This window comes from Candidatus Omnitrophota bacterium (assembly GCA_040755155.1).
Taxonomy (GTDB): Bacteria; Hinthialibacterota; Hinthialibacteria; order Hinthialibacterales; family Hinthialibacteraceae; genus JBFMBP01.
Window position 1 is genome coordinate 1 of record JBFMBP010000039.1, and the last position, 26,362, is coordinate 26,362.

The following is a 26,362-nucleotide window of genomic DNA, read 5'->3' on the forward strand; positions in this document are numbered from 1 at the left end:
GCAACAACGCGCGCTGGACTTGCTTCGCGTTCCCCTGTAGCGCTTTTGTACCCAGTAATCAACCTCCCGTTTGGGTTTATCTCCCAGAGTATTATATACTTATGACTTTTGAGGGGGGGAACTTCGGTTTAGGGATTGGATACCGTGTTTCTACAGATTTTATATCAGCCGTCGAATCCGAGCCGTAGGATTGTTTCAGTAATAGGTCGTTATGCAGCTTCTTATTATTATTCTCAATAAAGAGGAGTATCTGGACGATATCCTGGCCGAAATGGTGGAATTGGAAATCACCGGCGCTTCCGTCGTGGAAGGGGTGGCGATGGAGCGGGTGCTGGCGAAAGACGTTCCCATCTTCGCCGGTCTATTGCAATCCACCCGCGGATCGCGCGCATACAACAAGAATATCTTCGCCCTGATTCCATCCATGGAAATCGTCCAAAGATTGATCGCCATTCTGCGCGATCTCGACATCGATTTGACCGATCCCGCCATCGGAACTCTCTTTACGCTGCCGATCGGCTTTTTTCTTTCCGCCAAAAACAATCGGCATTAAAATACCCTCATTTCAAGCGAATTTTTACGAGGTGGATTTTATCTTACGATGAACGCAATCGCCGGATTCGTTCTCATTCTTCTTCTGGGTTTCGCCGGATCGCGTCTGGCGTTGTTCCGCGGCCGTTTTTCCCTGGGGCTGCAATCCATTTTTTTGGCGGGAACGGAATTTTTGTTTATCGGAGTGATTCTGGGGCCATACGCCGCCAATGTGTTGACGGAATCCGCCTTGCAGCGATTGGCGCCTATTCTTAGCTTAGGGCTGGGGTGGATTGGATTGTTGATCGGGCTGCAATTCGACCGGCGCGTCGTCCGGCGCATTCCAGCGGCGATCTGGTGGACTGGCGCCGCGATTTCCCTCGTCTGTTTTTCGACGGTGTTTCTGGCTTTATGGAGCGCGAGAGGTCTTCTCTTGCGAATGCTGCCTCTTTCCTTCGCGGACGATCTATCCTGGTCTCGTTTCGGAACGCTGGCGGAAACGAGTTTTTGCGTTTTGCTGGCCGCTGCGTCGACGGAATCTACTTATACCGCCTTGGCGTTGGCGAAGAGAAGGACGGATGCGCGGGGGGAGACGATCAAGCTGTTGCAATTGCTTACCGATATCCGCGCTCCCCTCGCCATAATCGGCATGGGCGCATGGTATTGCCTCTACCATATTTCAAACCAGGGAACTCTAAGCGGAATCATCCCGGAAAACGCTTCGCTTCCCAACAAAATCATGGATGCGCCGCTGGATGGAATTTCCTTGGAGGCATTCTATTGCCCCCCGATCATGCACGGCGGCTTATGGCTGGCGGCGGCGCTGCTTCTTGGCGTTTCGCTTGGCTGGATGCTGCATTATCTGACTAGCGAAAGAATGGAAAGCCGGGAAATGCTATTGGCGCTGACCGGATCGGTAGTGTTGTCGACCGGACTAGCCGCCTCTCTGCACTTATCGCCTTTATTCGTCAATTTCATCATGGGCGCGACGTTGTCCAATCTACCTAATTTCGCACGCGGGCGCGTCTCGAATCTATTGACGGCGATGGAGAAGCCGTTCTTCGTTATCTTTATGATTCTAACCGGAGCGCTGTTGCCGGCGATTACTCCAATGGCGCTCGCCTTCGTTTCGCTTTATCTTTTTGCGCGAGTTTTGGGATTATACGCAGGAATGCGCTGGGCAAACGCTTTGTTTTTGAAAAGCAAAATCCCCATCCTTCCCCGCTTAGGGTTGGCGATGCTTCCGCAAGGCGGAGTGGCCATCGCTTTGGCGATCGATTACAAATTGATCTATCCCGGCCGCTGGGCGGATTTGGCGCTGAGCGTCGCGATCTTATCCGTTCTCGTCAATCAACTGATCGGTCCGGCGCTGCTGATGCGGGCGTTAAGGCGATCGGGCGATATCTCGGCTCCGGATTGGCGGAACTTAGCAAAATCCAATTCGTCTTAAAGGATCGTTCATGCGCTCTCGGTCGATAGCGTTTTTTATTATGGCGGCTTTGATTCTAATTGTCCGCCAATACCCCTTTCCCTTAGGAGAAAGCGGAATAGGCGGCATGGCCGTCGCTTTGGGCGGGGTGATTCTCGCCGCCTATCTAGCGGGGGAAATTCTGTCTCGCTTGCGGCTGCCGCGCATTTCCGGATACCTCTTCACCGGCATGGCTTTGGGTCCTTATATCGGCGGCTTTTTGACGAATGACATGATCCGCGATTTTTCCTTGATCGATCAAATCGCGCTGGCCTTGATCGCGTTGTCCGCCGGGGGGGAATTGCGCTTCGCCTCTATACGACAAAGATGGCGGGGAATCGCCTACATCACGCTGGCGCAAACGATTTCTCTCTTTCTAGCCGGAGCCGCCGTTTTTTTCGTTATAATTCATTGGCTGCCTTTTCTTTCCTCGCTCTCTTTTCGCGGGCGGTTGGCGGCTTCGGCGATTTTCGGCGTTATATCCGTCGCCCAGTCGCCTTCTTCGACCATCGCCGTTATCACGGAAACTCGTTCTTCGGGAAAGGCTACGGAAGCCATTTTGGGCGTCGCCGTCGTCAAGGATGTTTTGGTGATCGTACTTTTTACGGCGTTGATTCCCCTTGTCAAAATTTCAGAACAGGGCGGCAGCTTCGAATGGGGCTTTTTGGGCGAGTTGGCCGAAGAACTCGTCTTTTCCTGCGGCGCGGGATTATTAGCGGGGTGGATGATTTCGCAATATCTGAAAATGATCCGCATCGACGCCATTCTCTTTGTGCTCGCCTTTTGCTATTTAGTTTCTGAAGGCTCGAAGACGCTGCACTTGGATACGCTGATTATATGCATCATCGCCGGATTCTGGGTTACGAACGCTTCGAAGCAAGGCAAAGATTTGATCGAGACGATCGAAAACAGTTCGTTAATCGTCTACGTGATTTTCTTCTGCATCGCCGGCGCTTCGTTGAATTTAGCCGCTTTAGCCTTAGCCTGGGCGGCGACGATCGTTTTGGTATTGGCGAGAATGCTGGCCATGGCGGGATCGACGTGGATCGGCATTCGTCTTTCGAGAGACATTTATCCTTCGGCGTCAAGTTTATGGACGGCGTTCCTGGCGCAGGCGGGCGTCAGCCTGGGTTTGGTTACGATCTTGCAAAGAGAAGGCATCTCCTGGGGCGCCGATTTGAAAACTATTGTCGTCACCGTCATCGCCGTGAATCAAATCGTCGGCCCTATCGCATTAAAATTCGCGCTGCAGCGTTCCGGGGAGACGGGGAAGCATCGGCGATGACTTCTAATCCGAAGTTCCTAAATAAATAATTGGAATATTAGGCGTAACCTTTGGATATTTTTGAGGTTGCGCTTTTTTGTGCTGCAAGGAATGTAGTCATGTAAATATGTAGATAATTTTATAACTCTCGCACTTGCCGGGAACGGGATTTAGTCGTCGCTATGATCGCCGCTCGCATTTAGCAACCCTCCTCGAAATTGGCGCTGTCTCATGAGTTGAGGGAATGGAGCGCCTCGACCACGTTCGGAAAAAGTGGTGGAATCCTACAAACGGCTTTCCACGGTGGAACGGGCTTTTCGCAGACTGAAGAGCGTCGATACCGGCCTTTAAGAAAATCACTCAACCCAATCCGATGCAACAACGCGCGCTGGATTTGCTTCGCGTTCCCCTGTAGCGCTTTTGTACCCACTAATCAACCTCCCGTTTGGGCTTATCTGTCAGATTATTGTATACTTATAACTTATGAGGAGGGGAACTTCGGCTTAATTTAATTTTTTTTGGTTGATAATATCTATTTTTTGTTATATATTATTAATAAAAGCATAATTATTTTACAATTCTTCTTGGGTTCATCCTTTTCGTTGGCGAGAAGAAATCATGATGGCGGTTTTGTTGGGGGTTATTCTATTACTGATAGGAGGAATAGCGCTAGCCTTGTTTACGGCTCCAAGCGCAGCCTGCGACAACAAGAGGATTCTAGAGGACTTAGGGATTGTCGATTCCTGGGCGGGCGAAGAGACGGTTCCCTTTTTCAAATGGGGATGGCATGAGGAAGAAGAGGGGCGTATTTCGGCGGAACGCATCGTTAAATTAGCCTTTCAAAAAACAGACTTGTGTCTGGATGCGGACGATCTCGCTTTTTTCGAAAATTTATGCAAACGCCACCAGTTGGGAATCGAGATTAAAGCCGAAGAAGTCGAAAGCCGCATTCAAGAGATCGCTGGGAAAGCGCAAATCATTCGCGATTGGGCCGCCAAGGAAGTTGGGAAATCGATCTTTTTTGTTGTGGGAGCTTCTCCCGCCGAAACGCAATTGCTGCTCAAGCGCGCGGGGGTTCAAGCGGAGCCGGACAAAGCGCAAGGCCGGCTTTGCGCTGTGGAATTCCAGCGGTTGATGAGCCGGTTGGGAATGCAGTTTCTCCGGCGCGAGACAACCGGCTTTATCATAGAAGATTCCGCCGCGCAAAAAGAGATTCGGCTGTGCGGATTGGACGCCTGGCTGCAACTGATTGGGATTTTCAAAGCGGAAATCGAACGGCAATCGGAAAACCAGGCGCATGTTTTTTATCCTGCCGTCATGCGGGCTTTGAAGCATATAGCGGGAGACGGGGGACTGTTTCAAGAGTTGGAAAGGGATGTCGAGAAGGCCAAATCGTTCCGCAAGATATTATCCAACTCTTCGAATCGCAGCGATTTTTCCATGAATGTAGAACGGGCGAAACAATGCGACTCCCTGTTCTACGAATGGAAATACACGGAGGGCGTTCCCTTCAATCAAATCGATCAAAACCGCTTCCGCGATCTATTGACCAACGAAACGCTTTCACCGCACTTTCGCCAGATTTTATTGGAACGCATCGACGAAGATATCCGCAGCCTCGCCAAACTCGTAAATATATTTCCCCGCTTCGTTATCTTTTATGGCGGAACCCCAACGTCCCGTTCTTTTCTGTGCGATCAATATTCCCACCATCTCATGGTGTTGCAGGAGACGTTGTCGGCGGTCGCCAAATGCGAAATCGCCCCTCCTACCATTCTTCTGTTTCCGGAAGAGGAAGTAGAGGAAGTTCGTAAATCTCCCAGGCGGGGGCCTAACGCGGCGCATCTCGATAAAAGAATGGCGGAAAAACAGAGCGTGATCTGCATGGAACTGGGATTGAACCAGCAAGTGGCGGAAACGCGGGGCTGGCTGGTCAATCTCGGCTTGAACGATCCCAGCGACAACGAAGTGGAAGCGCTGGGGAAAGACCCTTTCAAGCGCTATCTCCGCTTCAATTGCAATTCCGCCGGTGATGTCGATTTCGCCAATAACACGTTCAACGCCCGCAAGTCGCGAGTCGATTTTTTCAACATGGCTCTCGACTCTCTCGTCGTCATGCCGCCTATTCAGAAGAAGAAAGGCGAGTCCAACGAAATCACCTCGGCGAAGGCGTGATTTTTATATTCCGTTTCTTCCAATTGGAAAGAGTTTTTCCAATAAAAATGGATAGTCCCTTTCTACTTACAACGACCATCCTTCGCGGAACGTTGGATGGACGATGGCGTTGGCTTTATCGTTGTTTTTGATTTCCATATGTTGCGGATCCCAATACAAGCGTTCGTCTTTGACTTGCATGGCGAGTACGCCTAACAGCGCCATTTCGGTCAAGGCGCCGCCGTATTCGAAACTGGCGCTGGAGGGCTTGCCGTCTTTACAGGCGCGCAGCCAATCCTGCACGTGTCCGCCTTGGCCGCCCTTTACTCGCGGAATCGTCGCCGGGGGGCGATTATATTCCTTCATTAGCGATTCCGGTTCCAAGCGAAGGCTGCCCGCGCCGTGGGAGCCATGCAGGATAATTCCCTTCTCGCCTACGAACATGGCGCCGTTGCCGCCCAGCTTCTCTCCATTGATATAATTCGCCGGGATGGGCGGCTTCAACCTGCCGTCGAACCAAGTTAGTTTCACTGGAGGATGAATGCCGCGAGCCGGAAATTGGTAACGCACGATGGCGGCGCGGGGATAGGTTTCGGCGCTGATTTCCGGCTCCCAATGGGTGGTTGTCGCTTCCACGTATTCGGGAGCGCCGAGGTTCATCGCCCAGAAGGCCGGGTCCATGATATGGCATCCCATATCGCCGATGGCGCCGGTGCCGAAAGCGAGCCAGCTGCGCCATTTCGTGGGGCAATAATCTGGGTGATAAGGACGGAAAGCGACGGGGCCAAGCCATAAATCCCAATCCAAACCTTCTGGGACGGGCGGCGTTTCTTTGGGACGAGCCTGCACTAGAAACATCGACCAAGGATCGCCGCCGACGGGGCGGTCGCTCCATGCGTAGACTTCGCGGATTTCTCCCACAACGCCATCGGCGATCCACTCGCAGAGCATACGAATCTCGTCGGAGGAATGGCCTTGATTGCCCATTTGCGTTATCACGCCGGCCTGGCGCGCCGCTTCGGTTACCATCCGCGTCTCGTAGATCGAATGGCATAGTGGTTTTTCGCAGAACAGATGCTTCTTGCGCTTCAACGCGGCCATAGCGGCGACGGAGTGGCAATGATCGGGAGTGGCGACGAGGACGGCGTCGATTTCTTTTTCCATTTGGTCGAACATGACGCGGAAATCTTTAAACGGTTTGGCGTTGGGAAATTGCCTGAACGAACGCGCGGCGCTGCGGGAATCCACGTCGCACAAGGCGACGATATTTTCCGAGACGGCGTTTCGAAGATCGTCGCCGCCCCGTCCGCCTACGCCGATGGCGGCGAGATTCAATTTATCGTTGGGCGAGGCAACGCCGTTGCGTACCAGAACCGAATTGGGAACAATGGTAAAAGCGGCGGCGCCCATCGCGCCGTTCTTAAAGAAACTGCGTCTCGTGGTTTTCGTTGCTTTCATCGGATTCTCCTTAACGCTAAATGAACATGATTTAAGACAATTCTATTTTATACAAAAACGATAAGATTTCGATAGAGGAGCGAATGGGCAACTTTCTAAACTATCATTATCTGGCGCGTAACAATCGCCAGTAACTGTATCTCCACTGCATGCAGCGACCAACGTTTCAATCCACATTGAGTCCAAATTGCATATACATTTGTTATCATACGCATCGAATTTATTATCGAACGCCAATACCTATTTTATTCCAGTTGATGGGACCTATCATGAAGACGACGAAAGAAAAATCTCTAATTGTTATTGCATAAAAATATTCCGCTGCGCGGGGGTAGCTTTATGGATATGAATTGCTTATCGATTCGTACATCGCTATGGATTTTAAGGCAGTCTCTCAGAATCAATCCATCGTCTAAGCCAAGCGTATGGACGGGAACGAGCAAATTCTTCCATTCATTGAAATTGTTAATGGCAATGATTGCGGCATGTTTATCGAGGATGCGCGCATAGACATACTCTTGGTCGTTTATGACAAGATGGACTAAACGCCCGCCGCGCAGCGGCGCCATGGTTCGGCGCAATGATGCGAGCGTCTGGACGTGTTTCAATACGCTTTGCTCTTGCTCCGTCCGGCCAGATTCATAAAACGCATTGCGCTCGTCGTCAGGCCAACCGCCGGGGAAATCTCGGCGATTGTCCGGATCGCCGCCGCCCGGCATGGCGATTTCATCGCCGTAATAAATAAGAGGAACGCCGCGCGTCGTCATCAAAAAGGTATAGGCGAGTTTCAATCCTTCCACCGTGGCGTTTTCTTCGTTCATGAAGCGGGCGACGTCATGCAATCCCAAAAACGTCACAAGCAACTCTGGATTTTCATATAACCAATCTTTGCTCAATGCGATAACGGCTTCGCGCAAGGATTTTTGTTTCGCGAACGCGTCGCGTATTTTGTAAAATAGAGGAAAGTCAAATAAAGCATCGATTCCGGAATCGATGCCGTCGAAGCGAGAGCGGCCGCCTTGATAGAACGATACTTTGGCAGGATCGCCGTCGAACATTTCGCCAAGCAATATAAAATGAGGATACTCTTTCTTAACGGCTTTCGCCCAGTCGCGCCAATAGGAACGAGGAACATAAGGCAGCGTATCTTGTCGAATGGCGTCGATTCCCGATACGCCAATCCACCAAAGTGAATTTTGGATTAAGTATAATGCTGTTTCCTTGTCGTTTTGGTTTAGGTCGGGCAAAATGTCGATAAACCATCCCTCAAGAGTATCTTTTTGAGCCGCGTCCGACGCGTAGGGATCGTTTAACGTCCATGTTTGCCAGACGTTCTTCAAATGCTGGCCCTCGCTGCCATTATACCATGTAGGCGTTGGCGGATCTTTCACCCAGCGATGATAAGGGCTTGTATGGTTCGCCACTTGGTCCATGACGACTTTGATTCCATGCGCATGAGCTTGATCGACAAGTTTGCGAAACAAATCAAAATCGCCGAAGTGTTCTTCCACGCCATAAAAATCGACGGCTCCATAGCCATGATAATCCGTAATTGGACCTTCGTCGTAAATTTCCTTCTCATTGAGCGCGTTATGGTTGTCGTAAATGGGATTTAACCATAACGCCGTAACGCCGAGATCTTTGAGATAAGGCAGTTTGTCAATAATGCCTTGAAAATCTCCTCCATGATAGTAGCGCGTTTTTAAGCGGTTGCACAATCCAGCCGATTGGGAAGGATTGTCGTTGCTTGCATCTCCATTGGCAAACCGGTCTGGCATTAACAAATAAATCACGTCATCGCTTGAGATGCCTTGAAAGCGTCCTTCTCGCGTTAGGGGCTTTTGCAGAGAAAAAGGAATTTGTTCCTGCTCATCATGAGTGGAAAGTTCTAAAGAAACGTTTCCAAGACCGGCGTTTTTATCGATATGCAGATCGACAAATGCATAGGTTCCGCTCTGATTTATGCTTACTAATCCGATTTGAACGCCGTTGTGATGCGAAACAACGCGAGCGCCTTGCAAGTTTTTTCCATGGATTAATAGGCGAATGGGATTCCAGGAATGATTCGTCCACCAATTGGGCGGTTCGACTTTATGGATGATGGATTGCGATAGAACCGAGTGAGTAAAACAAGCGATGATAAAGGCAATAGCAATCGAACGAGTTCGTTTCATGATGAGACCTCTATGGAACTTTCTTCGCGATGCTGTTCTTCAACGCGAAGAACAAGAATCGCCGCCGTAATCATGCTTGCTCCCGCAACGACAACCGCCGCCAGCCGGTTGTTGTGAAGCGCATGGCTCATAATCCAGCCGCCGCCAACCGCCGCAAGAATCTGAGGCAGTACGATGAAGAAATTAAATACTCCCATATACAACCCCGTTTTTTCTTTAGGCAGGCAGCCTGCAAGGATCGCATAAGGCATAGCCAAAATGCTCGACCAGGCGACGCCGACGCAAATCATGGGGATGATAAGCAGATAGTGATTGCCAACAAATAGAATCGCAGACGCCAAACCCAGTCCGCCCAAAAACAAACAAATCGAGTGGGTTTGTTTGTTCCCAAATACTCGGGCCATAGTCGGCAATAATAAAGCCATCGGCACAGCCACCCCGTTATAGACGGCGAAGCAAATGCCTCCCCAAGCGATTCCATCGGCGTAGAGAGGATCTTGCGTCGATGTTGCGCCGAAAAAATGAAACGCGACGGCGGGCGAAAAAAACAGCCACATAATAAACAGGCACAACCAAGTGAAGAATTGAACCAGGGCGAGTTGTCTCATGGTTTTGGGCATGGCGAGAATGGAATGGAATATCTCGCGAATCGCTCCCGCCGCGCCTGCGGTTTTCGCTTTCTTCCGTTTGAATTCTTCCAAATTATCCGGAGGATATTCTTTGGTAGTGAAGATCGTCCATAAAACGGCGAGCAGAAAGACGCACGCGCCGATATAAAACGACATTTTCACGTTTAACGGAATCGCCATTTCGGATGTGCTTTCGCTGCTGATTCCTAAAATGTTAATCATGATCCACGGAAGCGAAGAGGCAATCACTGCGCCTAAACCGATCAGAAAACTTTGCATGGCGAAGCCGAGCGTTAATTGTTCGTCGGGTAGCAAATCGGCGACAAAAGCGCGAAATGGCTCCATGCTGACGTTTACGGACGCGTCGAGAATCCATAATAAGCCTGCCGCCATCCATAATGCCGATGAATTGGGCATAATGACAAGCGCGAATGAACTTAATAATGCGCCCATCAAAAAGTAAGGACGGCGACGGCCTAAGCATCCCCATGTTCGATCGCTCATATAGCCGATGATGGGTTGAACAATCAATCCGGTGAGAGGAGCGGCTAACCACAATATGGGAATCTGGTCCGGATTGGCGCCGAGATATTCATAGATCGAACTCATGTTGGCCATCTGCAGTCCCCAACCGAACTGAATGCCGAGAAAGCCAAAACTCATGTTCCAAATCTGCCAGATTTTTAAGCGCGGTTTAACCACTTGAGGTTCCTCCCCAAAGGAAAATTCACTCGTTTTCGGCGTTTCTAATTTTTGGAATACGGCCGTAGGTTTCCGTCAGTTCGAGCAAACGATCTCGGATTTCATCCGTCAACCAATCGGCTTGCAATCGCCATTGCCAGTTTCCTGAAGGACGGCCGGGAAAATTCATGCGCGCTTGGCCGCCTAATCCTAACAAGTCCTGCACGGGGATTATCGCGGCGTTCGCAACCGACGCCATCAATGCGCGAATAAAATCCCAATGAATTTCCTCTCCGTTCGTATGTAAATATTTGCGCGCGTATGCCTTTTCTCGATCGACTTCTTCCGCAGTGCGCGTGCTGTCGTTCTCTCCGCTTGACAACCACCACGCCATGGTCGTGTCGTTATCGTGCGTGCCTGTGTAGGCTGTAATATCTTGGGGATAATTATGAGGAAGGTCTTTGCAGTCCGAGCCGCTTCCAAAGGCGAATTGCAATATGGCCATGCCGGGGAAATGAAAGCGCTTTCGTAAATTTTCTACTTTGGCGGTGATTACGCCGAGATTTTCGGCGATGATCGGCAACTCGCCGCCGAATTCTTGCTGCAAGCGTTCAAAAAATGCTGCGCCAGGCCCTTCGATCCATTCGCCGTTGATGGCGGTCTCTTCGCCTGCGGGAACCTGCCAGTAGGCTTCGAATCCGCGAAAATGATCCAATCGAACAATGTCGACTTGTTTGAATATATGGCGAAAACGATCTGTCCACCATGAATAGACCGGGCCGCGTTCGATGTCCCATCGGTAGATGGGATTTCCCCATAATTGTCCTGTTACGCTGAAATAATCGGGGGGGACGCCGGCGACGACGGTCGGAGAACCGTCCGCCTCGAGCTGAAACAAATGTTGATGGGCCCAGACATCGACGCTATCGTGAGCGACGTAGATAGGAATATCGCCGATAATTTTTATTCGATGGCGATTGGCGTATTGTTTGACATTCTCCCACTGTCTGTCGAAGAAATACTGCCATACTTTAATCGATTCGATCTCGCCGGACAATCGTTGATTCCAATGATCGATCGCCTCTTTATTTCTATGCGCTAACTCCGGCGGCCACTGCGTCCAAACGGCTCCTTTATGGCGATCCTTCAATGCAATAAATAACGCATAGTCATCGAGCCACCAATGATTGTCCTCCAAAAACCGATGATAATTGTCGCGGTCGCTTTTCGATAATTTTTCGCGAAACCGTTTCGCCGCGATTTGCAATAATCGCAATTTGGCGGGAATGACGGCGCCGTAATCGACATGATCGTCCGGAAAAGATGGCAATGAGTCGAGTTCGTTTTGCGTAAGCCAAGATTTTTGCCGCAAGAGTTCCAAACTTAACAGTAATGGATTGCCGGCAAAGGCGGAGAACGATTGGTAGGGGGAGTCGCCGTACCCGGTATGCCCTAGCGGCAGCACCTGCCAGTAATGTTGACCGCTTTGATGGAGGAAGTTGATAAATTCATATACAGAGCCGCCCAAATCGCCGATGCCATATCGTCCCGGCAACGATGTTGGATGCAACAAGAGTCCGCTGGCTCGTTCAAAAATCATTAAAGATGCAATTCTCTATAAACCGGGATTTCCCATTTAAAGCGAAAAATATTTTATACTTCTTAATTTCCAACCGATTATCCCGCGACAGTCAGCGCCATGTCAAGCGACTTAACAAACATGTTTTTGACTCCCATTCGATCATAAATTTCCGTCTTTGATCGACAATCCCCGGCTTAACTTAAATTGCGGCCTTTGATACGATCTTCGCATCGTTTCTTGGGGAACAGCGGTAATCTTCGGAAAAGCGAGGGAGGAACAAACGCTCATGCAACTGCAATTGAATGCGATCGATATCGCGATCGTCATCATTTATCTCGTCGTCACCATCGGGCTGGGATTTTGGGTGTCGCGCCGGGCTGCAAAAAACCTCGATTCCTATTTCCTGGGCGGCAAATCGATGCCGTGGTATATTCTGGGCGTCTCCAACGCATCCGGCATGTTCGACATTACCGGCACCATGTGGCTGGTCTACATCGGCTTCGTGTACGGCCTCAAAAGCGTCTGGCTGCCGTGGTTGTGGCCGACTTTCAACCAGATTTTCCTCATGGTTTATCTCAGCACCTGGCTGCGGCGCTCCAACGTGCTGACGGGCGCGGAATGGATAACGTTCCGCTTCGGTTCGGGCCGGGGCGCCAATCTCGCCTACATCAGCGTCGTCATCTTCGCCTTAGTCAGCGTAGTGGGCTTCCTCGCTTACGACTTCAAAGGCATTGGAAAATTCGCCTCCATCTTTCTGCCCTGGGATATCTCGGAAAACGCTTACGCCGTCATTATTCTCAGCGTAACCGCCGTATACGTGGTAAAGGGGGGAATGTTCAGCGTGGTGTTGACCGAAATATTGCAATTTCTCATCATGACGATCGCCTCCATCGTCGTGGGCGTCATCGCCATGTGCAAGGTCTCGCCCCAGATGATCGAACGCATGACGCCGGATGGATGGCAGAACCTCTTTTTCGGCTGGAAACTGGATTTGGATTGGACGGGCGTTCTCGATTCGGTGAATCAAAAAATCGTAGCCGACGGCTACTCGCTCTTCGGCATCTTCTTCATGATGATGATGTTCAAAGGAATTTTGGTCAGTATGGCCGGTCCGGCGCCCAATTACGATATGCAGAGAATTTTAGCCACCCGCAACACCCGCGAAGCGAGTCTGATGAGCGGATTCGTGAACGTGGTGTTGTTCATCCCGCGCTATATGCTGATCGCCGGATTAATTATTTTGGCGCTCGGCTATTTCATTCCGGAACTCAAAGCGATGGGAGACAAGCCCGATTTCGAGTTGATCCTGCCATACGCGATCAAAAATTTCGTTCCGATTGGATTGATGGGTTTGTTGATCGCCGGACTTTTGGCGGCGTTCATGTCCACATTTGCGGCCACGGTCAACGCCGCTCCGGCTTATATCGTCAACGATATCTATAAGCGTTTCATCAATCCCCATGCGGAGCCCAAAAAGTATGTCCGAATCAGTTATGCGGCGTCCGTCGCCGTGGTGGTGGTTGGCATAGGCTTCGGCTTCGTCGTGGAATCGATCGACAACATCACGCAGTGGATCGTGAATGCGCTTTGGGCGGGCTATGCCGCCTCCAATGTTTTGAAATGGTATTGGTGGCGCTTCAACGGCTATGGATTTTTCTGGGGGATGATCTCCGGCATCGCCGCCGCCTTGATCGCGCCTATCGCGATGGCGGCTTATTATCCCCATCTTCACGCTATATACGGTTTTCCGCCCATTCTGGCCGTTTCGACGCTGGGCTGCATCCTGGGAAGCCTTCTGACTCAACCGGAAGACGACGCCGTCTTGAAAAAATTTTATATGAGAGTACGCCCGTGGGGCTTCTGGGGACCGATTTACCAGAAAGTAAAGCAAGAGAATCCTGAGTTTCAAAAAAATAACCGATTCTGGTTGGATTTCACGAACGTTCTGGCAGGCATGGTCTGGCAGGTCGGCTTAGTCGCGCTGCCTATGTTTATCGTGATTCGCAAAACCGAAGGCATCCTAACGTCGCTTGCCGTTATCGCCGCGACTACATTCATATTAAAAGTGAATTGGTACGATCGTTTGGAAAAAGAAGACGCTTTGCCAACGGAAACCGAATATTCCGCGCGATAACGTCGTTTCGGAGGATGAATCATGAAAACCGCCATTCTTTCTCTCTGCTCTCTTGTCGCTTTGACGACATCCGTTTTCGCCTATGGCTTCGAACATTTCATCACCCGCGACGGCGATCGGTTGATGGACGGGAAAGAGGAGTTCCGTTTCGTTTCCTTCAACATTCCCAACCTTCATTACGTTGAAGACGATATGGAATTCGAGCGCGTTATGCCTTTTCGAATGCCGGACGATTTTGAAATCAACGATGCGTTGGAAACTATCCGGCAAATGGGGGGACGAGTAGCGCGCACGTATACTCTTGCCGTATTCAAAGCAGGGGAACCGGCTAATACGCCCAAATACGTAGTCGGTCCGGGAAAATTCAACGAGGAGGCTTTTCAAGCCTTGGACAGAGTCTTGGCGGCGGCCAACCGCTGCGGCATTCGCCTTATTATCCCCTTCGTCAATAATTTTCAATGGTGGGGCGGAGCGGCAGAGTACGCCGCTTTCCGAGGGAAGAAGAGAGACGAATTTTGGAACGATCCCGAATTGATCGCCGATTTCAAGAAGACCGTCCATTTCGTCCTTACCCGCGTCAATACCATCACCAGTGTTCCCTACCGGGAGGATAAAGCGATTCTGGCTTGGGAAACCGGCAACGAAACCATGTGCCCGCATTCGTGGACTCATGAAATCGCAGCCTATATCCATTCGCTGGATGCCAACCATTTGGTTATGGATGGCTACAACACGACCGTTCTGCGGGATGAAACCATTGCCGACGGCGCCATCGACGTTGTACAGACGCATCATTACGAAAAAGACCCGCGCGAGATGCTTTCCCACATCGAAGCCAGCGCTCGCAAAGCGGCGGGAAAGAAGCCTTATATGTTGGGCGAGTTCGGATTCATCGGTACGGAAGGCGTGCGGATGATTCTCGACGCCGTTCTGCGGGAACGCCTATCCGGCGCGTTGATTTGGAGCCTGCGCTATCACCATCGCAACGGCGGCTTCTTTTGGCATTCGGAGCCATCGGGCGGCGATTTCTTCAAGGCGTACCATTGGCCGGGATTCTCCTCCGGCGAGATTTACGACGAGAAGAATTTGATGGGGTTGATGCGCGCCAAGGCCTTCGCTATTCAAGGCCAACCGGTTCCGGAACTCGAAATCCCAAATCCGCCCGTATTATTGCCTATCGAAGACGTTGGCGCCATTCGCTGGCAAGGATCGGCGGGCGCCTCCGGCTATGACGTCGAACGCGCGGAAAGCGGTCAAGGCCCTTGGAAGCGCATGGCGCAAAACGCATCCGACGCGGAATTCCAATATCGCCCATTATTCAATGACGATTCGGCGGAGATCGGAAAGGAGTATTACTATCGCGTGCGGGCGGTCAATAGTTCGGGAACCTCTCAACCGAGCCATGTCGCGGGGCCGGTTTTAGTGAAGCATCGTTCTTTTATCGACGAATTCGAGAACGATTCCAAAATTCTGATTCGATCCAATAAGCTATACTTGGCGCGCAACGAAGCGCGCAAGTACAAGGAGGATATTCACCGCCTCAACGGAGATCGGAACGAGTGGTTGATCTATCGCGTGGAAGGGCCGATGAAGGCCTGCAAACTCTATTCCTTTTTCGCGGATGCGGCGTCCGATTTGACATTCGCGATTTCCGCCGATGGCAAAGAGTTTAAGAAGATCGCAACGCAAAAAACCGATTTCTCCGCTGGAGAGGGCGAGTATGGCTATTTGCGGCCGATTCTGTATACGCTTGATTCTTTTCCGGAAAATGCGCAATTTCTGAAAATCGAATTCGCCGGGCCGGGAAGCCTTTCCCGCATTGAAATTCAATATGGACAATAAGACAATTCTCGATTTTAAAAACCGAGTCGGACGCGAACTTAACGAGGATATCCTTCCCTTTTGGCTGGAACGTTCGCTGGACGGTAAGAACGGCGGATTCATCGGACGCATGGCCAACGATCTGACCGTAATTGAGGACGCGCCCAAAGGCTTGATCCTCAATGCGCGGCTTCTATGGACGTTCTCCTCCGTCTTTCGCTGGAACTGCGATTTTCGTTGTCTCGAACTAGCGCAACGGGCTTACGAGTATTTCGTACGCTTTTTCTGGGATGGCGAATACGGCGGGGCCTTCTGGCTGCTCGATGCTCAAGGCCGATGTCTCGACGATAAGAAAAAAATCTACGGTCAGGCGTTTTGCGTCTATGCGTTGTCGGAGTTTAGCCAAGCCTTTCGCTGCGAAGCCGCCCTGCAACGAGCGCAGAACATATATCGTCTGATAGAAGAATATAGCCATGACGAGGAAGGATTGGGGTATTTTGAAACCTGCAACCGCGATTGGACGCTCGCCGAGGATTGCCGGTTGAGCGACAAGGACATGAACGAAAAGAAGTCTATGAACAACCACTTGCACCTCCTCGAAGCCTACGCCAATCTGTATCGGGTTTGGAAAGAGGATAGTTTGCGCCGCCGTCTATTGGAGTTGATCGATATCTTCCAACAGAAAATTTTCGATCCCGCACAAGCGCATTTCCGACATTTCTTCAACGAACGTTGGATTCCCCAATCCGCCTCTTACACCTTCGGCCACGATATCGAAGGCAGCTGGCTGCTTTGGAAAGCTGTGGAAGCATTGGGCGATAAGTCGCTTGAACCGAAGGTGCGGAAAATGGCGCTGTCGTTGGCCGATGCTGTATTCAGCCAAGGATTCGACGCCGACGGCGGCTTGTTTTACGAAGGAGAACGGGAAACCATCATTGACCATAATAAAGAATGGTGGCCGCAGGCGGAGGCGGTGGTGGGACTTCTCAATGCTTATCAATTATCCAGCGAAGATAAATATTTCCATACGGCGCGCAAATGTTGGGATTTTATCGAGAACCGGATCGTCGACCGTCAGCGCGGCGAATGGTTTTGGCGCGTATCGCGGGAAGGAACGCCGGATGAAAGCGAACCCAAGGTTTCCGAATGGAAAGGCCCTTATCACAATACCCGCGCCTGCCTGGAAATCCTGCGCCGCTTGCAGCGAATCGGGAAAGGGATTGAACCATGACCAAAAATGAATTCGAAAAACAAACTCAAAAGATTTTTGAACGGCATCAGAAATTATTGAAGCAGAAAAATAAAAAGCTGGAATCGGGGAACGGGATCTTCGACCGCTACGAATATCCCGTCCTGACTGCCGCGCATGTTCCTCCATTTTGGCGCTACGACTTCAATCGCCAAACCAATCCCTATCTGATGGAGCGCATGGGAATCAACAGCGTCTTCAACGCGGGCGCCATCGAATGGGAAGGCAAGATGTGCGTGATGGCGCGCGTGGAAGGATGGGATCGCAAATCGTTTTTCGCCGTCGCTGAAAGTCCTACAGGCGTGGATCGTTTCCGCTTTTGGGACGAGCCGGTAGTAATGCCCGATGCGGACGAACAGGAAACCAACATCTACGACATGCGCCTGGTCCGCCATGAAGACGGTTGGATTTACGGGCTGTTCTGCGCGGAAAGCCATGATCCCAAGCAGCCGGACAATCTATCCGCCGCCGTGGCCGCCTGCGGAATCGCGCGTACGAAAGACCTGAGAAATTGGGAGCGCCTGCCAAATTTGAAGACGAAATCCAACCAGCAGCGCAACTGCGTGCTTCATCCCGAATTCGTCAACGGCCAATACGCATTCTATACGCGCCCCTTGCGCGATTTCGCCGCCACCGGCTCCGGCGAAGGCATCGGTTGGGGTTTGTGCGGCGATATGGAAAACGCCGTTATCGAGGAAGAGATTATCATTGACCGGCGCGAATATCATACCATTAAAGAAGGCAAGAACGGCCTTGGACCCGCTCCCATTAAAACCGAAGCCGGATGGCTGCATCTCGCTCACGGCGTGCGCGACACGGCGGCGGGGATGCGCTACGTCCTCTATTTATTCCTGGCGGATTTAAAAAATCCTGCGAAGATTATCAAAGAACCCGGCGGATATTTTCTCGCTCCCACCAGCGAAGAGCGCGTCGGCGACGTATCGAACGTCGTCTTTTCCAATGGTTGGATCGCGCGCGAAAACGGCGACGTCTTCATTTATTACGGATCTTCCGATACGCGCCTGCATGTGGCCGCCTCTACCGTCGAACGCCTGCTCGATTATACGCTGAACACGCCGTCTGACGGATTGCGCTCGTCCGTTTGCATCCAGCAAAGAATGGAATTAATCGAGAACAATCGCAAAATCATGGAAAAATGGGATAAAACAATCCGTATTTGAATTGTCGCTTATAAGTTCCCTCGCCCTTTGGGAGAGGGCTGGGGTGAGGGAATAGTAAGTCAATTATTATCAACCCTCACCTAACCTCTCCCAATCTTGGGAGAGGAAAAAAAACAACATTCTCATTGCAGGTTGGAATGACGAATCGAGCCGATAAATCATGATCCAATTTCCCGAAAACTTTTTATGGGGATCCGCTACTTCGAGTTATCAAATCGAAGGGGCGTGGCTTGAGGGCGGAAAAGGGCTTTCCGTCTGGGACGCCTTCGCGCACGAACCGGGAAGAATCCAAAACGGCGAAACTGGCGACGTCGCCGCCGATCACTACCATCGCTTTCGCGAAGATGTGGAGTTGATGGCGGAGATGGGATTGAAAGCCTACCGCTTTTCCATCTCCTGGCCGCGCATTCAGCCTTCCGGACGCGGCAAGATCAATCCCGAAGGCATCCGTTTTTATTCCCAACTCATCGACGCTTTGCTGGAGAAGGGAATCGAGCCGTGGGCGACGCTGCATCATTGGGATTTCCCTTTGGCGCTGCAATTGGAAAGCGGTGGCTGGCTAAATCCCCGCTCGGCGGAATATTTCCGCGATTATGCGGATATTTGTTTTCAACATTTCGGCGGTCGCGTCAAGCATTGGATCACCCTCAACGAACCTTGGGTTACCGCCGTGTTGGGATATGGGCAGGGCTTCTTCGCGCCGGGAAGAGTCTCCAACGAAGAGCCGTATATCGCCGCCCATAACCTGCTGCGCGCCCACGCCCTCGCCGTGGAGGCTTACCGGCGAAAGCATCAAGACGAACAGAAAGGAGTTATTGGAATCGCCAACAACTGCGATTGGCGCGAGCCGCTCACGGATTCCGAATCCGACAAACTGGCGGCTCAACGGGCGGTGGAATTCTTTTTGGGTTGGTTCGCCGATCCCATCTATCTCGGCGATTATCCCGAAAGCATGAAGTCGCGCGTAGGGTGCCGGCTGCCGCGATTTAGCGAGAAGGATAAAGAACTCGTTATAGGTTCCGCCGACTATTTCGGATTGAATCACTACACGACGATGTACGCCGCCGATGCGGGAGACGCGGATTCGCTGCAAGAGGACGTAAAAAACAACAGCGGCCTTTGCGAGGATCACGGCGTGCTTCTCTCCGCCGACGAAGCCTGGCCGAAGACTGATATGGGATGGAGCATCGTTCCTTGGGGATGCCGCAAGCTGCTGGAATGGATCGACGAACGTTACGGACATCCCGATATTCTGCTAACCGAAAACGGCTGCGCAACGAAGGATGAGGTTGCCGACGGCGAAGTGAACGATCAAGACCGCATCGATTTCCTCTCGCAATACATGATGGAATGTCATAAGGCGATTCAAAACGGAGTACGATTGAAGGGCTATTTCGTCTGGTCGTTTATGGATAATTTCGAATGGGCGTTTGGTTACTCCAAGCGCTTCGGCCTTCATTACGTCGATTACGCCTCCGGCCAACGCATCCCGAAAGCCTCGGCGAAATGGTATCGAAGCGTAATCCAGCGGAATGGATTTTAAAAAAAGGCGGAATTCATTCGAAATCGGCCTGCGAATCTTCCATAATACGATTTCAAGTCAATTATAAGGTGTTTGCAGGCGATTCATATATAAGCAGTTGTTTTTCCAACCTCTTTTCTATGGTTGAAAGAGAGAGGATATGGTTCGCCGTCATAAGACTTATTGATCCCTGCTATTCTATTTGAAAATAATGGAGAACGAGATGGACTCTTCGAACCGGCGTCAATTTATCAAGCAAATGGTAATCGCTTCCGGAAGTTTAATCGTATTGCGGAGTTCTCAGGCAAAAAGCGAAAATGATATCCTCGATGGAATTCTGACTTTTATCCATCGAACTGCGAATAAGAATGGTTCATTCCAGCCGGGAATCGATCCCCTATATAAAGGAATATCGGATACGAATTTATCGGGGATTGCGGCTCCCGTATACGCGACTATTCTTTGCCATACGTTCGATTGGAATCTCCCCAATTCCAATGAAACCAAAGACTTTCTCTATCGATGTCAAAAACCCGATGGCGCTTTCTATCCCCCAACGGGCAGTATGGATCCCAATTCTCCCCAAGCGAAATTTTACAATACCGCCCAAAGTACGGTAGCGTTGAAATTATTAGGTGAAAAACCAAAATACGATCCAACGCCGGTTGCCGAATTCTTTTTCAAGACGGAGGAACTGGAAAAATTGCCTCTGTATATGACCAGTTTTTTCCCCTACTTCTACACGGTCCTTGGCGTCTCGATGCCGGATAAGATCGATCGGTTTCTACGCGGTTTAATCGAACGGAAGCAAACTGAGGACGGTTATGTGGGAAACCACGTAGCTTCCACGTTTCACGCCGCTCATTATTACCGATTAATCGGTTTGCCGACGCCGAAAGCCGATGCGATGGTAGAACGGGCGTTGCGCGATCAAAAAGAAGATGGCTCGTGGCATTTATGCGAACCGGATTGGGATGTGCACGCCGCATTCGACGCTCTTTTCATCTTGCGGCAGTTGGGGAAGAGCGAAGATTCTCGCATTCAAAAATGCTATAAGCGCGCTAACAAATGGATTATGAAATGCCGGAAGCCGGATGGCGGATTCGCCCATTATCCGGAGAATCTGGATTCCGATATGGACGCCGTCTATTTTCAAACCGGCTCGCTTGTCCAAACTGGGATTTTGCCCATCGCGAAAAAATTGCAGTATGAAGAGATACTGGGTTGGGGACACGCCATGATTCCGGGAAAAAAGTATTCATGTCTGGCGGGCTGAAATGACCAAATCATGGAAAGGGTTGATAAGGAAGGAAATATTATCGGTTTTTCAATTTTGAATATCAGTTCGATCAAGAAACAATCCATCGAAGTCTCATTGGCGGATTAAAAACAGAATATCTCTTATCTCCTGAGACGATGGGGAATACATCTAACGACGGAAATCTTTCAATATAGATGAAGAAATGATGTCCGTCGAAATCCGTCTTAATGTTGGCTATTTGTTGACTAGGGTTTTGGGGCGGAAAGAATGAATATGCGTAAGTCTAGGAAAATCAATCAGGCGTGGAGGGACTCGAACCCCCGACCTGCTGATTTGGAGTCATTCAAAACCTGATTTCTTAGAGTTTGGAAAATTGAAAGTTATTGATTTTCCTCGATTTTATTTTGCTGAGACCTTGGAACTGTTAGCTAAACTTGTTACCGTGGAGTTACCTTGCTTTTTGATGACCGATCGGGATGGAAACTCCATGAAAATAACCGCGAAACTTCTTAAATCTCTCGCTGATCCTACTGTCTCCGCCGCTTCCGCTTCCCCTGGAAAGGATTATTCGATCTTTGACGATGACATCCCCGGTTTTGGCGTTCGAGTTTATCCCAGCGGAAAGCGCGCCTTCATTTTCATGTACCGTCATGGAGGCCTCCAGAAAAAACTTACCCTAGGCCGCTATCCGGCTATTACTGTTGACCAGGCGCGGCGCATGGCCGCTGAGAAAGCGCTGATCCTCGCCAGCGGCATCGATCCCGCTCGATCCGGTGAAGCGATAACGGTGGGCGCCTTCTGCGCCAAGTACCTGGAGCGCTGGGCGAAGCCGCGCAAGAAGACTTGGCGTTGCGATGAGCGGCGTATCAATCGAGTGATTCTACCGCGCTGGGGATCGAAGCGGCTGGAGACGATCCGGCGGGCGGATGTGGAGAGGCTTATCGTTGAGTTGGGACGAACGGCGCCTATTGAGGCGAACCGCATCCTTTCCCTTCTTCTCAAGATATTCAATCTCGCCGTTCAGTGGGGCGCGGTTCCTAACGGTTTCGTCAACCCAGCGCAGCGTGTGGAAAAGCATCGCGAACGCAAGCGTGAACGCTGGTTGACGCCGGCGGAAATTCCACGATTCTTAAGGGCGGTGGCTGAAGAGCCGGATATCTATGTTCGGGCGGGGATAATCCTCTATTTATTCACCGGGCTGCGGAAACTCGAGCTTTTGCATCGCCGGTGGAGCGATCTGGATTTGGATCGGCGCGTCTTGCGATTGGAGGATACGAAGGCGGGACGGGCGTTCGAATTGCCGCTTTCCGAAGCGGCGGTAGAGGTCTTCTGCGCTCTCCCCCGGCTTTCCCCTTGGATTTTTCCGGGGAAGGGAGATAAACCTGTCCAGGATTTCTATCGCAAGGCGTGGGCACGCATCCGGGCGCGGGCGGGAATGCCTGACCTCACGATTCATTCGTTGCGCCATACGTTTGCCTCTTGGCTGGCTTCGAGCGGGGAGTCCATGCGGATCATCGGCGGGGCGCTGAATCAGAGCACAGCGTCGATTACCGAGCGATACGCCCACCTTGGCGACGATCCTCTCAGACAGGCGGTAGAGCGGCATGGGAAGCGGCTTCCTGGAGCCTTGGAGATTGTGAATCCCAGAAAAAAAGAAGAGGCTATTTAGAAACGCAGTTAACTTTTTGAAATGAATATTGTAGTATGGCGTTCTAGTGTTAATTACACTTCAGGAGGAGACGATGGAAGAGTTAACTATAAAGACAAGCCGTTCTTATGCTTTTTGGTGCTTTAAGACCATAAAATTTTGGTTTCCCGATAAAATGACGCTTAATCAAAATGGAATTAGTACCGTAAAGCGCAAAAGCGTCATCCTTTTTTGGATAAAGGAAAACGAACAGATACCCTATGCGCGGATCGCTTCTGTTCGCCATATTCGCGGCATGTTTTGGGATAGCATCATCCTCGAATCATCCGGCGGTTCCAATACTCTTGACGTAATCGGTCTTAGAAAAAGAGACGCAAAAACCCTTGCCGAAAAAATCAATGCTGAAATAGCTATGAAATAAATCACCCCCCTAAAGAGACTACGGTTTACTATATCCCCCGCCGGTTGCGATCAGCGGGGATTATTTTGGAGACAATTCAATATAGGTATCAACTCCAGACCAAAAGCCACCGGAAACTTTAATTCTGTAACGATTTTGTTGTGGGATATCAAAAAGAAGAAATCCTCTTCTGGCTACACCTGGATTAAGACTTTCAAAAACTGTTGTAATAAAATTATCGCCCATCCCCCGATGACTCATTTCATATTCTGCCCCCCTTTCATCAACTAAATTGAAAGGAGGAATGCTCCTTGCCTTCAAGTCGTCATTCCTAATAGAAATCTCAACGAATAGATACACGGCATTCGGCTTCACGTTCAAATAGGGGTTGTTAGAAATTCGGTTTGACCACCATGATCGATAGACGTAATAAGACATATACCCGATTTTTGCATCCTGTTTTTCCTTGAAATATCGCGGGGCTGGAGTCGGCGTCAACGTTGGAGGAGGCGCTAAGGTTGGCGTTTTAGTTGGTTTTGGTTCCCGCATTGGCAAGGTTCTAGGCGTCGATATATTTAGAATCAACGACGATTGAGTATTTTCGTTATTATGTATAGAGTTATCCGATTCAATTAAAAATCCAATAAAAACGATGACAAGGAAAAACGCTAAAATTACGCCAACGAAACCTAAGATTATTAAAAACAAAGGCTTAGATGCGTTAATTATATTGTTATATAGGTCCATAATTATTTCTGTCATTCAAAAATTAGGGATTCGATTGATTGGAATTCTTCTGGACTTCTTTTATAATTTCTTCTTTCGGTTCTGCGCTTTCTTGAATATCTACATCTTGCTCTTCCTCGTTATCCGGTTTCTCCAATTTCTCGGTCGCGTTTTTTGGAGATTGTTTGTTGGCCGTGACTTTTTTAACCTTCCGAATCGATGCCTTCAATTCTTCTCCGTCGAATATCTCTCTCTTTATGACCTCGCTTGTCAGCGTTGCTTCGATTTCGTCGAGATCGACTTTAATGTTTGGAGCCAACCGCCGGAGCTCGCGTCGAAGAAACGAAAGCCCGGTTTCGCTCAGCAAAACGGCGGATATGCAATATTTACTGGTGGCCTGTTTCTTATTGTGAAAATCTTCGAGGGCGGATTTTCCCAACGCCTCTTTGGTGAGAAGGAATAGGCTTTCAATGTGACTGCCGGTTCGGAAATTCAATTCCGATAAATTGATCTGGAGCACCAGCTCAAAAGTTATCGGTTTTGTAAAAGAAACCTTATAGATGTGCCATATTGCTCCATTGGTTAAAGCAACCCATTCGACTCCCTCGTTCGAAGCGTAATCGACGGCTTGGCGGACATGATTTTCTTTGAGTTCCAATCCAATGGCCTTTACCTCAATAAGCAATTGGATTTTACCGCTCAAGATGATCGCCAAGTCAACATAGGTGCCGCGAATGCTGTGCTCCCGTGTTATCTCCGTATATTTGTCGAAGCCAAAAACATCGGCCAGGAGATCGGTGACCAGAGTAACGGTATCCGATTCATTAACGTCCTTATCTTTCAGTGAAACAATGATTGGTTGATATTTTTTCAATCCTTCAATCAACCTATCTTCAACCTTTTTAGGAATATCCGCCATGACACAAGTCGCTCCTTTATAAAATACCATCCTGAATTTCGGCAAATATATCAAACATTAATTAATTAGTAAACGCCATTAGTCAGCAATATATGGATTTTTTTTATCCGTTAAAAAAGGGAGTTTTCGGGGGGCGTTTTGGGGGTGATTCCCGCCTTTTTCTCTTCAAATTCCGCAAAATGACGGTGAATTGACGGCAAAATAGGGGTGAATGGGGGATGAACGGGTGGTGACTTTCGGGTTATTCTTTTGTCTTGAGTACTGAACACTAGTTCACCAATTCGGACAAAGGGAGATTCATATGAAAACGTTGCGGCAGTCGGCGAGATCGTTAGGCGTGGAGGCTGAGACATTGATTCGGGCGGCAGCTTGGTGGGTGGGAAGGTTGCCAGAGGAGGAACAATTCAGGATTTTGAGGTTGTATTTTCAGAGGAATGCTTCCGACGCGCCATCTCTTCCAGCTTGCCATAATAATCGGCAATACGCTTGCGGCGATCCGGGAGAGAAAGGGATTTGAATTGTTCCACCGCCACATCCACAAGACGACCAGGAGTAAGACCGAGTTCGTGGGCGAGAGAGTAGATTTCTTTAATATCAGATTCATGAAATAAACGTAAAGCAGATAAAACAATATCTGTTTTATTTTCAAGTGAATCCAACCATTCGATTAAATCTTCAGGTGGACGAAAAGCAATTATTTTTTCTTTTTTCATAAAAAAAGTATTGACACTGCGTTTTACGTGCGTTATACTTGTGTTATACACAAAAGAATCATAAACGAATCATCTACAGTGAAAAACGAATCATGAATGATAGCACAAAATTGGTTCCAGTAACAGTGAGGTTGACGGAAGAGGAAGCGCAACGTCTTGATGAGCGCCGCGGACAACGCTCTCGCCAATATATTTTCAAAGGTCTGGCATCGGCATTCATCGACGGCAAGCTTGATGTACCGCAGCCGCCGCCCACGGTGGTAGTAAGTGGCGAAGGGAAAGGCGAGGCGGCGTGATGTCAGGCGACATGGTCACAATTTGCGACCGTTTACGAAAGAATCACGATTCGTCCTTGGGCGGCCAGGCGGGGTCGAAGTACTTGGCGATGATGGCGGCGCGCTCCGAGGGCGTGCAATGGATCAGATGATAAGTAGCAATCTCAACAAATTTCGTAGCAGAGATATCCAAACCGGAAGACGTTTCATTCAAACGATCAACCAATTCTTGAGGAAAATAAATTTTTCGTCCAACTTTTTTTTCATTTGGTGTTGACATGGTGTATCTTTTACCCTATAATTACACCATAAGGTGAACAAATATAAAGCCGCCTAGTCCTCCTTGGGCGGCCAGGCGGGGTCGAAGTACTTGGCGATGATGGCGGCCCGCTCCGAGGGCGTGCAATGGGTCACATAGTAAATAATGATTTCGCCTAATTTGCTTGTAGGAATATCCAATTCAGAAGCGATCGATTTGAAATGGTCAATCAAATCGCTAGGGGCATAAATACGAAATTGTTCTTTTTCGATGTTTTGTCTTGACATCGCCTAATATTTAGGCTAATATAGCC

At 49.9% G+C, this 26,362-nt stretch carries 22 protein-coding genes; 13 read left to right on the forward strand and 9 right to left on the reverse strand.

The genetic code is table 11. From position 1 onward, the window contains the following. Positions 1 to 211: 211 nt before the first annotated feature. From AB1656_04810 to AB1656_04825, 4 genes are all read left to right on the forward strand, one after another. Positions 212 to 553, forward strand: a complete 342-nt coding sequence (locus AB1656_04810) for a hypothetical protein (GenBank protein MEW6234687.1) — start codon at positions 212 to 214, stop codon at positions 551 to 553. Between the two features lie 48 nt (positions 554 to 601). Next, the gene (locus AB1656_04815; protein ID MEW6234688.1) at positions 602 to 1,981 is read left to right on the forward strand and encodes a hypothetical protein; all 1,380 of its coding nucleotides are present in this window, start codon (positions 602 to 604) and stop codon (positions 1,979 to 1,981) included. A 10-nt stretch (positions 1,982 to 1,991) separates the two neighbouring features. After that, on the forward strand, positions 1,992 to 3,284 hold the full coding sequence (locus AB1656_04820; protein ID MEW6234689.1) for a cation:proton antiporter: 1,293 nt from the start codon (positions 1,992 to 1,994) through the stop codon (positions 3,282 to 3,284). A 597-nt stretch (positions 3,285 to 3,881) separates the two neighbouring features. Further along, positions 3,882 to 5,438, forward strand: a complete 1,557-nt coding sequence (locus tag AB1656_04825; protein ID MEW6234690.1) for a hypothetical protein — start codon at positions 3,882 to 3,884, stop codon at positions 5,436 to 5,438. Positions 5,439 to 5,504: 66 nt separating this feature from the next. On the opposite strand, the gene AB1656_04830 is transcribed toward AB1656_04825, so the two are convergent. The 4 genes from AB1656_04830 to malQ all read right to left on the reverse strand — a co-directional run bounded on the left by AB1656_04830 (position 5,505) and on the right by malQ (position 11,959). Then, positions 5,505 to 6,875 carry a Gfo/Idh/MocA family oxidoreductase gene (locus tag AB1656_04830; protein ID MEW6234691.1) on the reverse strand — a complete coding sequence of 457 codons (1,371 nt, stop codon included), beginning with the start codon at positions 6,873 to 6,875 and terminating at the stop codon, positions 5,505 to 5,507. A gap of 293 nt (positions 6,876 to 7,168) precedes the next feature. Further along, entirely contained in the window at positions 7,169 to 9,049 is a 1,881-nt protein-coding gene (locus AB1656_04835) for an alpha-amylase family glycosyl hydrolase (protein MEW6234692.1), read from the reverse strand. Further along, on the reverse strand, positions 9,046 to 10,380 hold the full coding sequence (locus AB1656_04840) for an MFS transporter (protein ID MEW6234693.1): 1,335 nt from the start codon (positions 10,378 to 10,380) through the stop codon (positions 9,046 to 9,048). The genes AB1656_04835 and AB1656_04840 overlap by 4 nt, the downstream gene beginning before the upstream one ends. Before the next feature lie 25 nt (positions 10,381 to 10,405). Further along, entirely contained in the window at positions 10,406 to 11,959 is a 1,554-nt protein-coding gene (gene malQ, locus AB1656_04845; protein MEW6234694.1) for a 4-alpha-glucanotransferase, read from the reverse strand. Positions 11,960 to 12,227: 268 nt separating this feature from the next. Here malQ and AB1656_04850 point away from each other — a divergent pair, with 268 nt between their 5' ends. From AB1656_04850 to AB1656_04885, 8 genes are all read left to right on the forward strand, one after another. Further along, positions 12,228 to 14,075, forward strand: a complete 1,848-nt coding sequence (locus tag AB1656_04850) for a sodium:solute symporter family protein (protein ID MEW6234695.1) — start codon at positions 12,228 to 12,230, stop codon at positions 14,073 to 14,075. A 21-nt stretch (positions 14,076 to 14,096) separates the two neighbouring features. After that, on the forward strand, positions 14,097 to 15,917 hold the full coding sequence (locus tag AB1656_04855) for a hypothetical protein (GenBank protein ID MEW6234696.1): 1,821 nt from the start codon (positions 14,097 to 14,099) through the stop codon (positions 15,915 to 15,917). After that, positions 15,907 to 17,127: an AGE family epimerase/isomerase gene (locus tag AB1656_04860; protein ID MEW6234697.1), complete on the forward strand. Its 1,221-nt coding sequence runs from the start codon at positions 15,907 to 15,909 to the stop codon at positions 17,125 to 17,127. Before AB1656_04855 ends, AB1656_04860 begins: the two co-directional genes overlap by 11 nt. Beyond that, positions 17,124 to 18,326, forward strand: coding sequence for a glycosidase (locus tag AB1656_04865; protein ID MEW6234698.1), 1,203 nt, complete (start codon positions 17,124 to 17,126; stop codon positions 18,324 to 18,326). Before AB1656_04860 ends, AB1656_04865 begins: the two co-directional genes overlap by 4 nt. A 160-nt stretch (positions 18,327 to 18,486) precedes the next feature. Beyond that, positions 18,487 to 19,869 carry a GH1 family beta-glucosidase gene (locus tag AB1656_04870; protein MEW6234699.1) on the forward strand — a complete coding sequence of 461 codons (1,383 nt, stop codon included), beginning with the start codon at positions 18,487 to 18,489 and terminating at the stop codon, positions 19,867 to 19,869. 202 nt (positions 19,870 to 20,071) lie between these two features. Continuing rightward, a complete protein-coding gene (locus AB1656_04875) occupies positions 20,072 to 21,124 on the forward strand; it encodes a prenyltransferase/squalene oxidase repeat-containing protein (GenBank protein MEW6234700.1) in 1,053 nt (350 codons plus the stop codon). 472 nt (positions 21,125 to 21,596) lie between these two features. Further along, on the forward strand, positions 21,597 to 22,778 hold the full coding sequence (locus tag AB1656_04880; GenBank protein MEW6234701.1) for a tyrosine-type recombinase/integrase: 1,182 nt from the start codon (positions 21,597 to 21,599) through the stop codon (positions 22,776 to 22,778). Positions 22,779 to 22,851: 73 nt separating this feature from the next. Next, complete coding sequence (locus tag AB1656_04885) at positions 22,852 to 23,178, forward strand: hypothetical protein (protein ID MEW6234702.1); 327 nt, start codon at positions 22,852 to 22,854, stop codon at positions 23,176 to 23,178. 60 nt (positions 23,179 to 23,238) lie between these two features. Here the strand turns inward: AB1656_04885 and AB1656_04890 are convergent, their stop codons facing one another. From AB1656_04890 to AB1656_04900, 3 genes are all read right to left on the reverse strand, one after another. Next, positions 23,239 to 23,919, reverse strand: a complete 681-nt coding sequence (locus AB1656_04890; protein ID MEW6234703.1) for a DUF4352 domain-containing protein — start codon at positions 23,917 to 23,919, stop codon at positions 23,239 to 23,241. 7 nt (positions 23,920 to 23,926) lie between these two features. Continuing rightward, the gene (locus AB1656_04895; protein ID MEW6234704.1) at positions 23,927 to 24,802 is read right to left on the reverse strand and encodes a type I restriction enzyme HsdR N-terminal domain-containing protein; all 876 of its coding nucleotides are present in this window, start codon (positions 24,800 to 24,802) and stop codon (positions 23,927 to 23,929) included. Positions 24,803 to 25,206: 404 nt separating this feature from the next. After that, entirely contained in the window at positions 25,207 to 25,515 is a 309-nt protein-coding gene (locus AB1656_04900; GenBank protein ID MEW6234705.1) for a hypothetical protein, read from the reverse strand. Between the two features lie 92 nt (positions 25,516 to 25,607). On the opposite strand from AB1656_04900, the gene AB1656_04905 reads away from it, so the two are divergent. Continuing rightward, a complete protein-coding gene (locus tag AB1656_04905) occupies positions 25,608 to 25,811 on the forward strand; it encodes a hypothetical protein (GenBank protein MEW6234706.1) in 204 nt (67 codons plus the stop codon). 43 nt (positions 25,812 to 25,854) lie between these two features. Here the strand turns inward: AB1656_04905 and AB1656_04910 are convergent, their stop codons facing one another. Further along, positions 25,855 to 26,070 (reverse strand): hypothetical protein, encoded by a 216-nt coding sequence (locus tag AB1656_04910; GenBank protein MEW6234707.1) that lies wholly within the window; start codon positions 26,068 to 26,070, stop codon positions 25,855 to 25,857. A gap of 53 nt (positions 26,071 to 26,123) precedes the next feature. Beyond that, positions 26,124 to 26,336: a hypothetical protein gene (locus tag AB1656_04915; protein MEW6234708.1), complete on the reverse strand. Its 213-nt coding sequence runs from the start codon at positions 26,334 to 26,336 to the stop codon at positions 26,124 to 26,126. Between the last annotated feature and the right edge of the window lie 26 nt (positions 26,337 to 26,362).

Bases quoted from the DNA above. Each gene is read 5' to 3' on its own strand.
- AB1656_04810 (MEW6234687.1), top strand. From the start codon at position 212: ATGCAGCTTCTTATTATTATTCTCAATAAAGAGGAGTATCTGGACGAT.
- AB1656_04815 (MEW6234688.1), top strand. From the start codon at position 602: ATGAACGCAATCGCCGGATTCGTTCTCATTCTTCTTCTGGGTTTCGCC.
- AB1656_04820 (MEW6234689.1), top strand. From the start codon at position 1,992: ATGCGCTCTCGGTCGATAGCGTTTTTTATTATGGCGGCTTTGATTCTA.
- AB1656_04825 (MEW6234690.1), top strand. From the start codon at position 3,882: ATGATGGCGGTTTTGTTGGGGGTTATTCTATTACTGATAGGAGGAATA.
- AB1656_04830 (MEW6234691.1), bottom strand. From the start codon at position 6,875: ATGAAAGCAACGAAAACCACGAGACGCAGTTTCTTTAAGAACGGCGCG.
- AB1656_04835 (MEW6234692.1), bottom strand. From the start codon at position 9,049: ATGAAACGAACTCGTTCGATTGCTATTGCCTTTATCATCGCTTGTTTT.
- malQ (MEW6234694.1), bottom strand. From the start codon at position 11,959: ATGATTTTTGAACGAGCCAGCGGACTCTTGTTGCATCCAACATCGTTG.
- AB1656_04850 (MEW6234695.1), top strand. From the start codon at position 12,228: ATGCAACTGCAATTGAATGCGATCGATATCGCGATCGTCATCATTTAT.
- AB1656_04855 (MEW6234696.1), top strand. From the start codon at position 14,097: ATGAAAACCGCCATTCTTTCTCTCTGCTCTCTTGTCGCTTTGACGACA.
- AB1656_04860 (MEW6234697.1), top strand. From the start codon at position 15,907: ATGGACAATAAGACAATTCTCGATTTTAAAAACCGAGTCGGACGCGAA.
- AB1656_04865 (MEW6234698.1), top strand. From the start codon at position 17,124: ATGACCAAAAATGAATTCGAAAAACAAACTCAAAAGATTTTTGAACGG.
- AB1656_04870 (MEW6234699.1), top strand. From the start codon at position 18,487: ATGATCCAATTTCCCGAAAACTTTTTATGGGGATCCGCTACTTCGAGT.
- AB1656_04875 (MEW6234700.1), top strand. From the start codon at position 20,072: ATGGACTCTTCGAACCGGCGTCAATTTATCAAGCAAATGGTAATCGCT.
- AB1656_04880 (MEW6234701.1), top strand. From the start codon at position 21,597: ATGAAAATAACCGCGAAACTTCTTAAATCTCTCGCTGATCCTACTGTC.
- AB1656_04885 (MEW6234702.1), top strand. From the start codon at position 22,852: ATGGAAGAGTTAACTATAAAGACAAGCCGTTCTTATGCTTTTTGGTGC.
- AB1656_04890 (MEW6234703.1), bottom strand. From the start codon at position 23,919: ATGACAGAAATAATTATGGACCTATATAACAATATAATTAACGCATCT.
- AB1656_04895 (MEW6234704.1), bottom strand. From the start codon at position 24,802: ATGGCGGATATTCCTAAAAAGGTTGAAGATAGGTTGATTGAAGGATTG.
- AB1656_04900 (MEW6234705.1), bottom strand. From the start codon at position 25,515: ATGAAAAAAGAAAAAATAATTGCTTTTCGTCCACCTGAAGATTTAATC.
- AB1656_04905 (MEW6234706.1), top strand. From the start codon at position 25,608: ATGAATGATAGCACAAAATTGGTTCCAGTAACAGTGAGGTTGACGGAA.
- AB1656_04910 (MEW6234707.1), bottom strand. From the start codon at position 26,070: ATGTCAACACCAAATGAAAAAAAAGTTGGACGAAAAATTTATTTTCCT.
- AB1656_04915 (MEW6234708.1), bottom strand. From the start codon at position 26,336: ATGTCAAGACAAAACATCGAAAAAGAACAATTTCGTATTTATGCCCCT.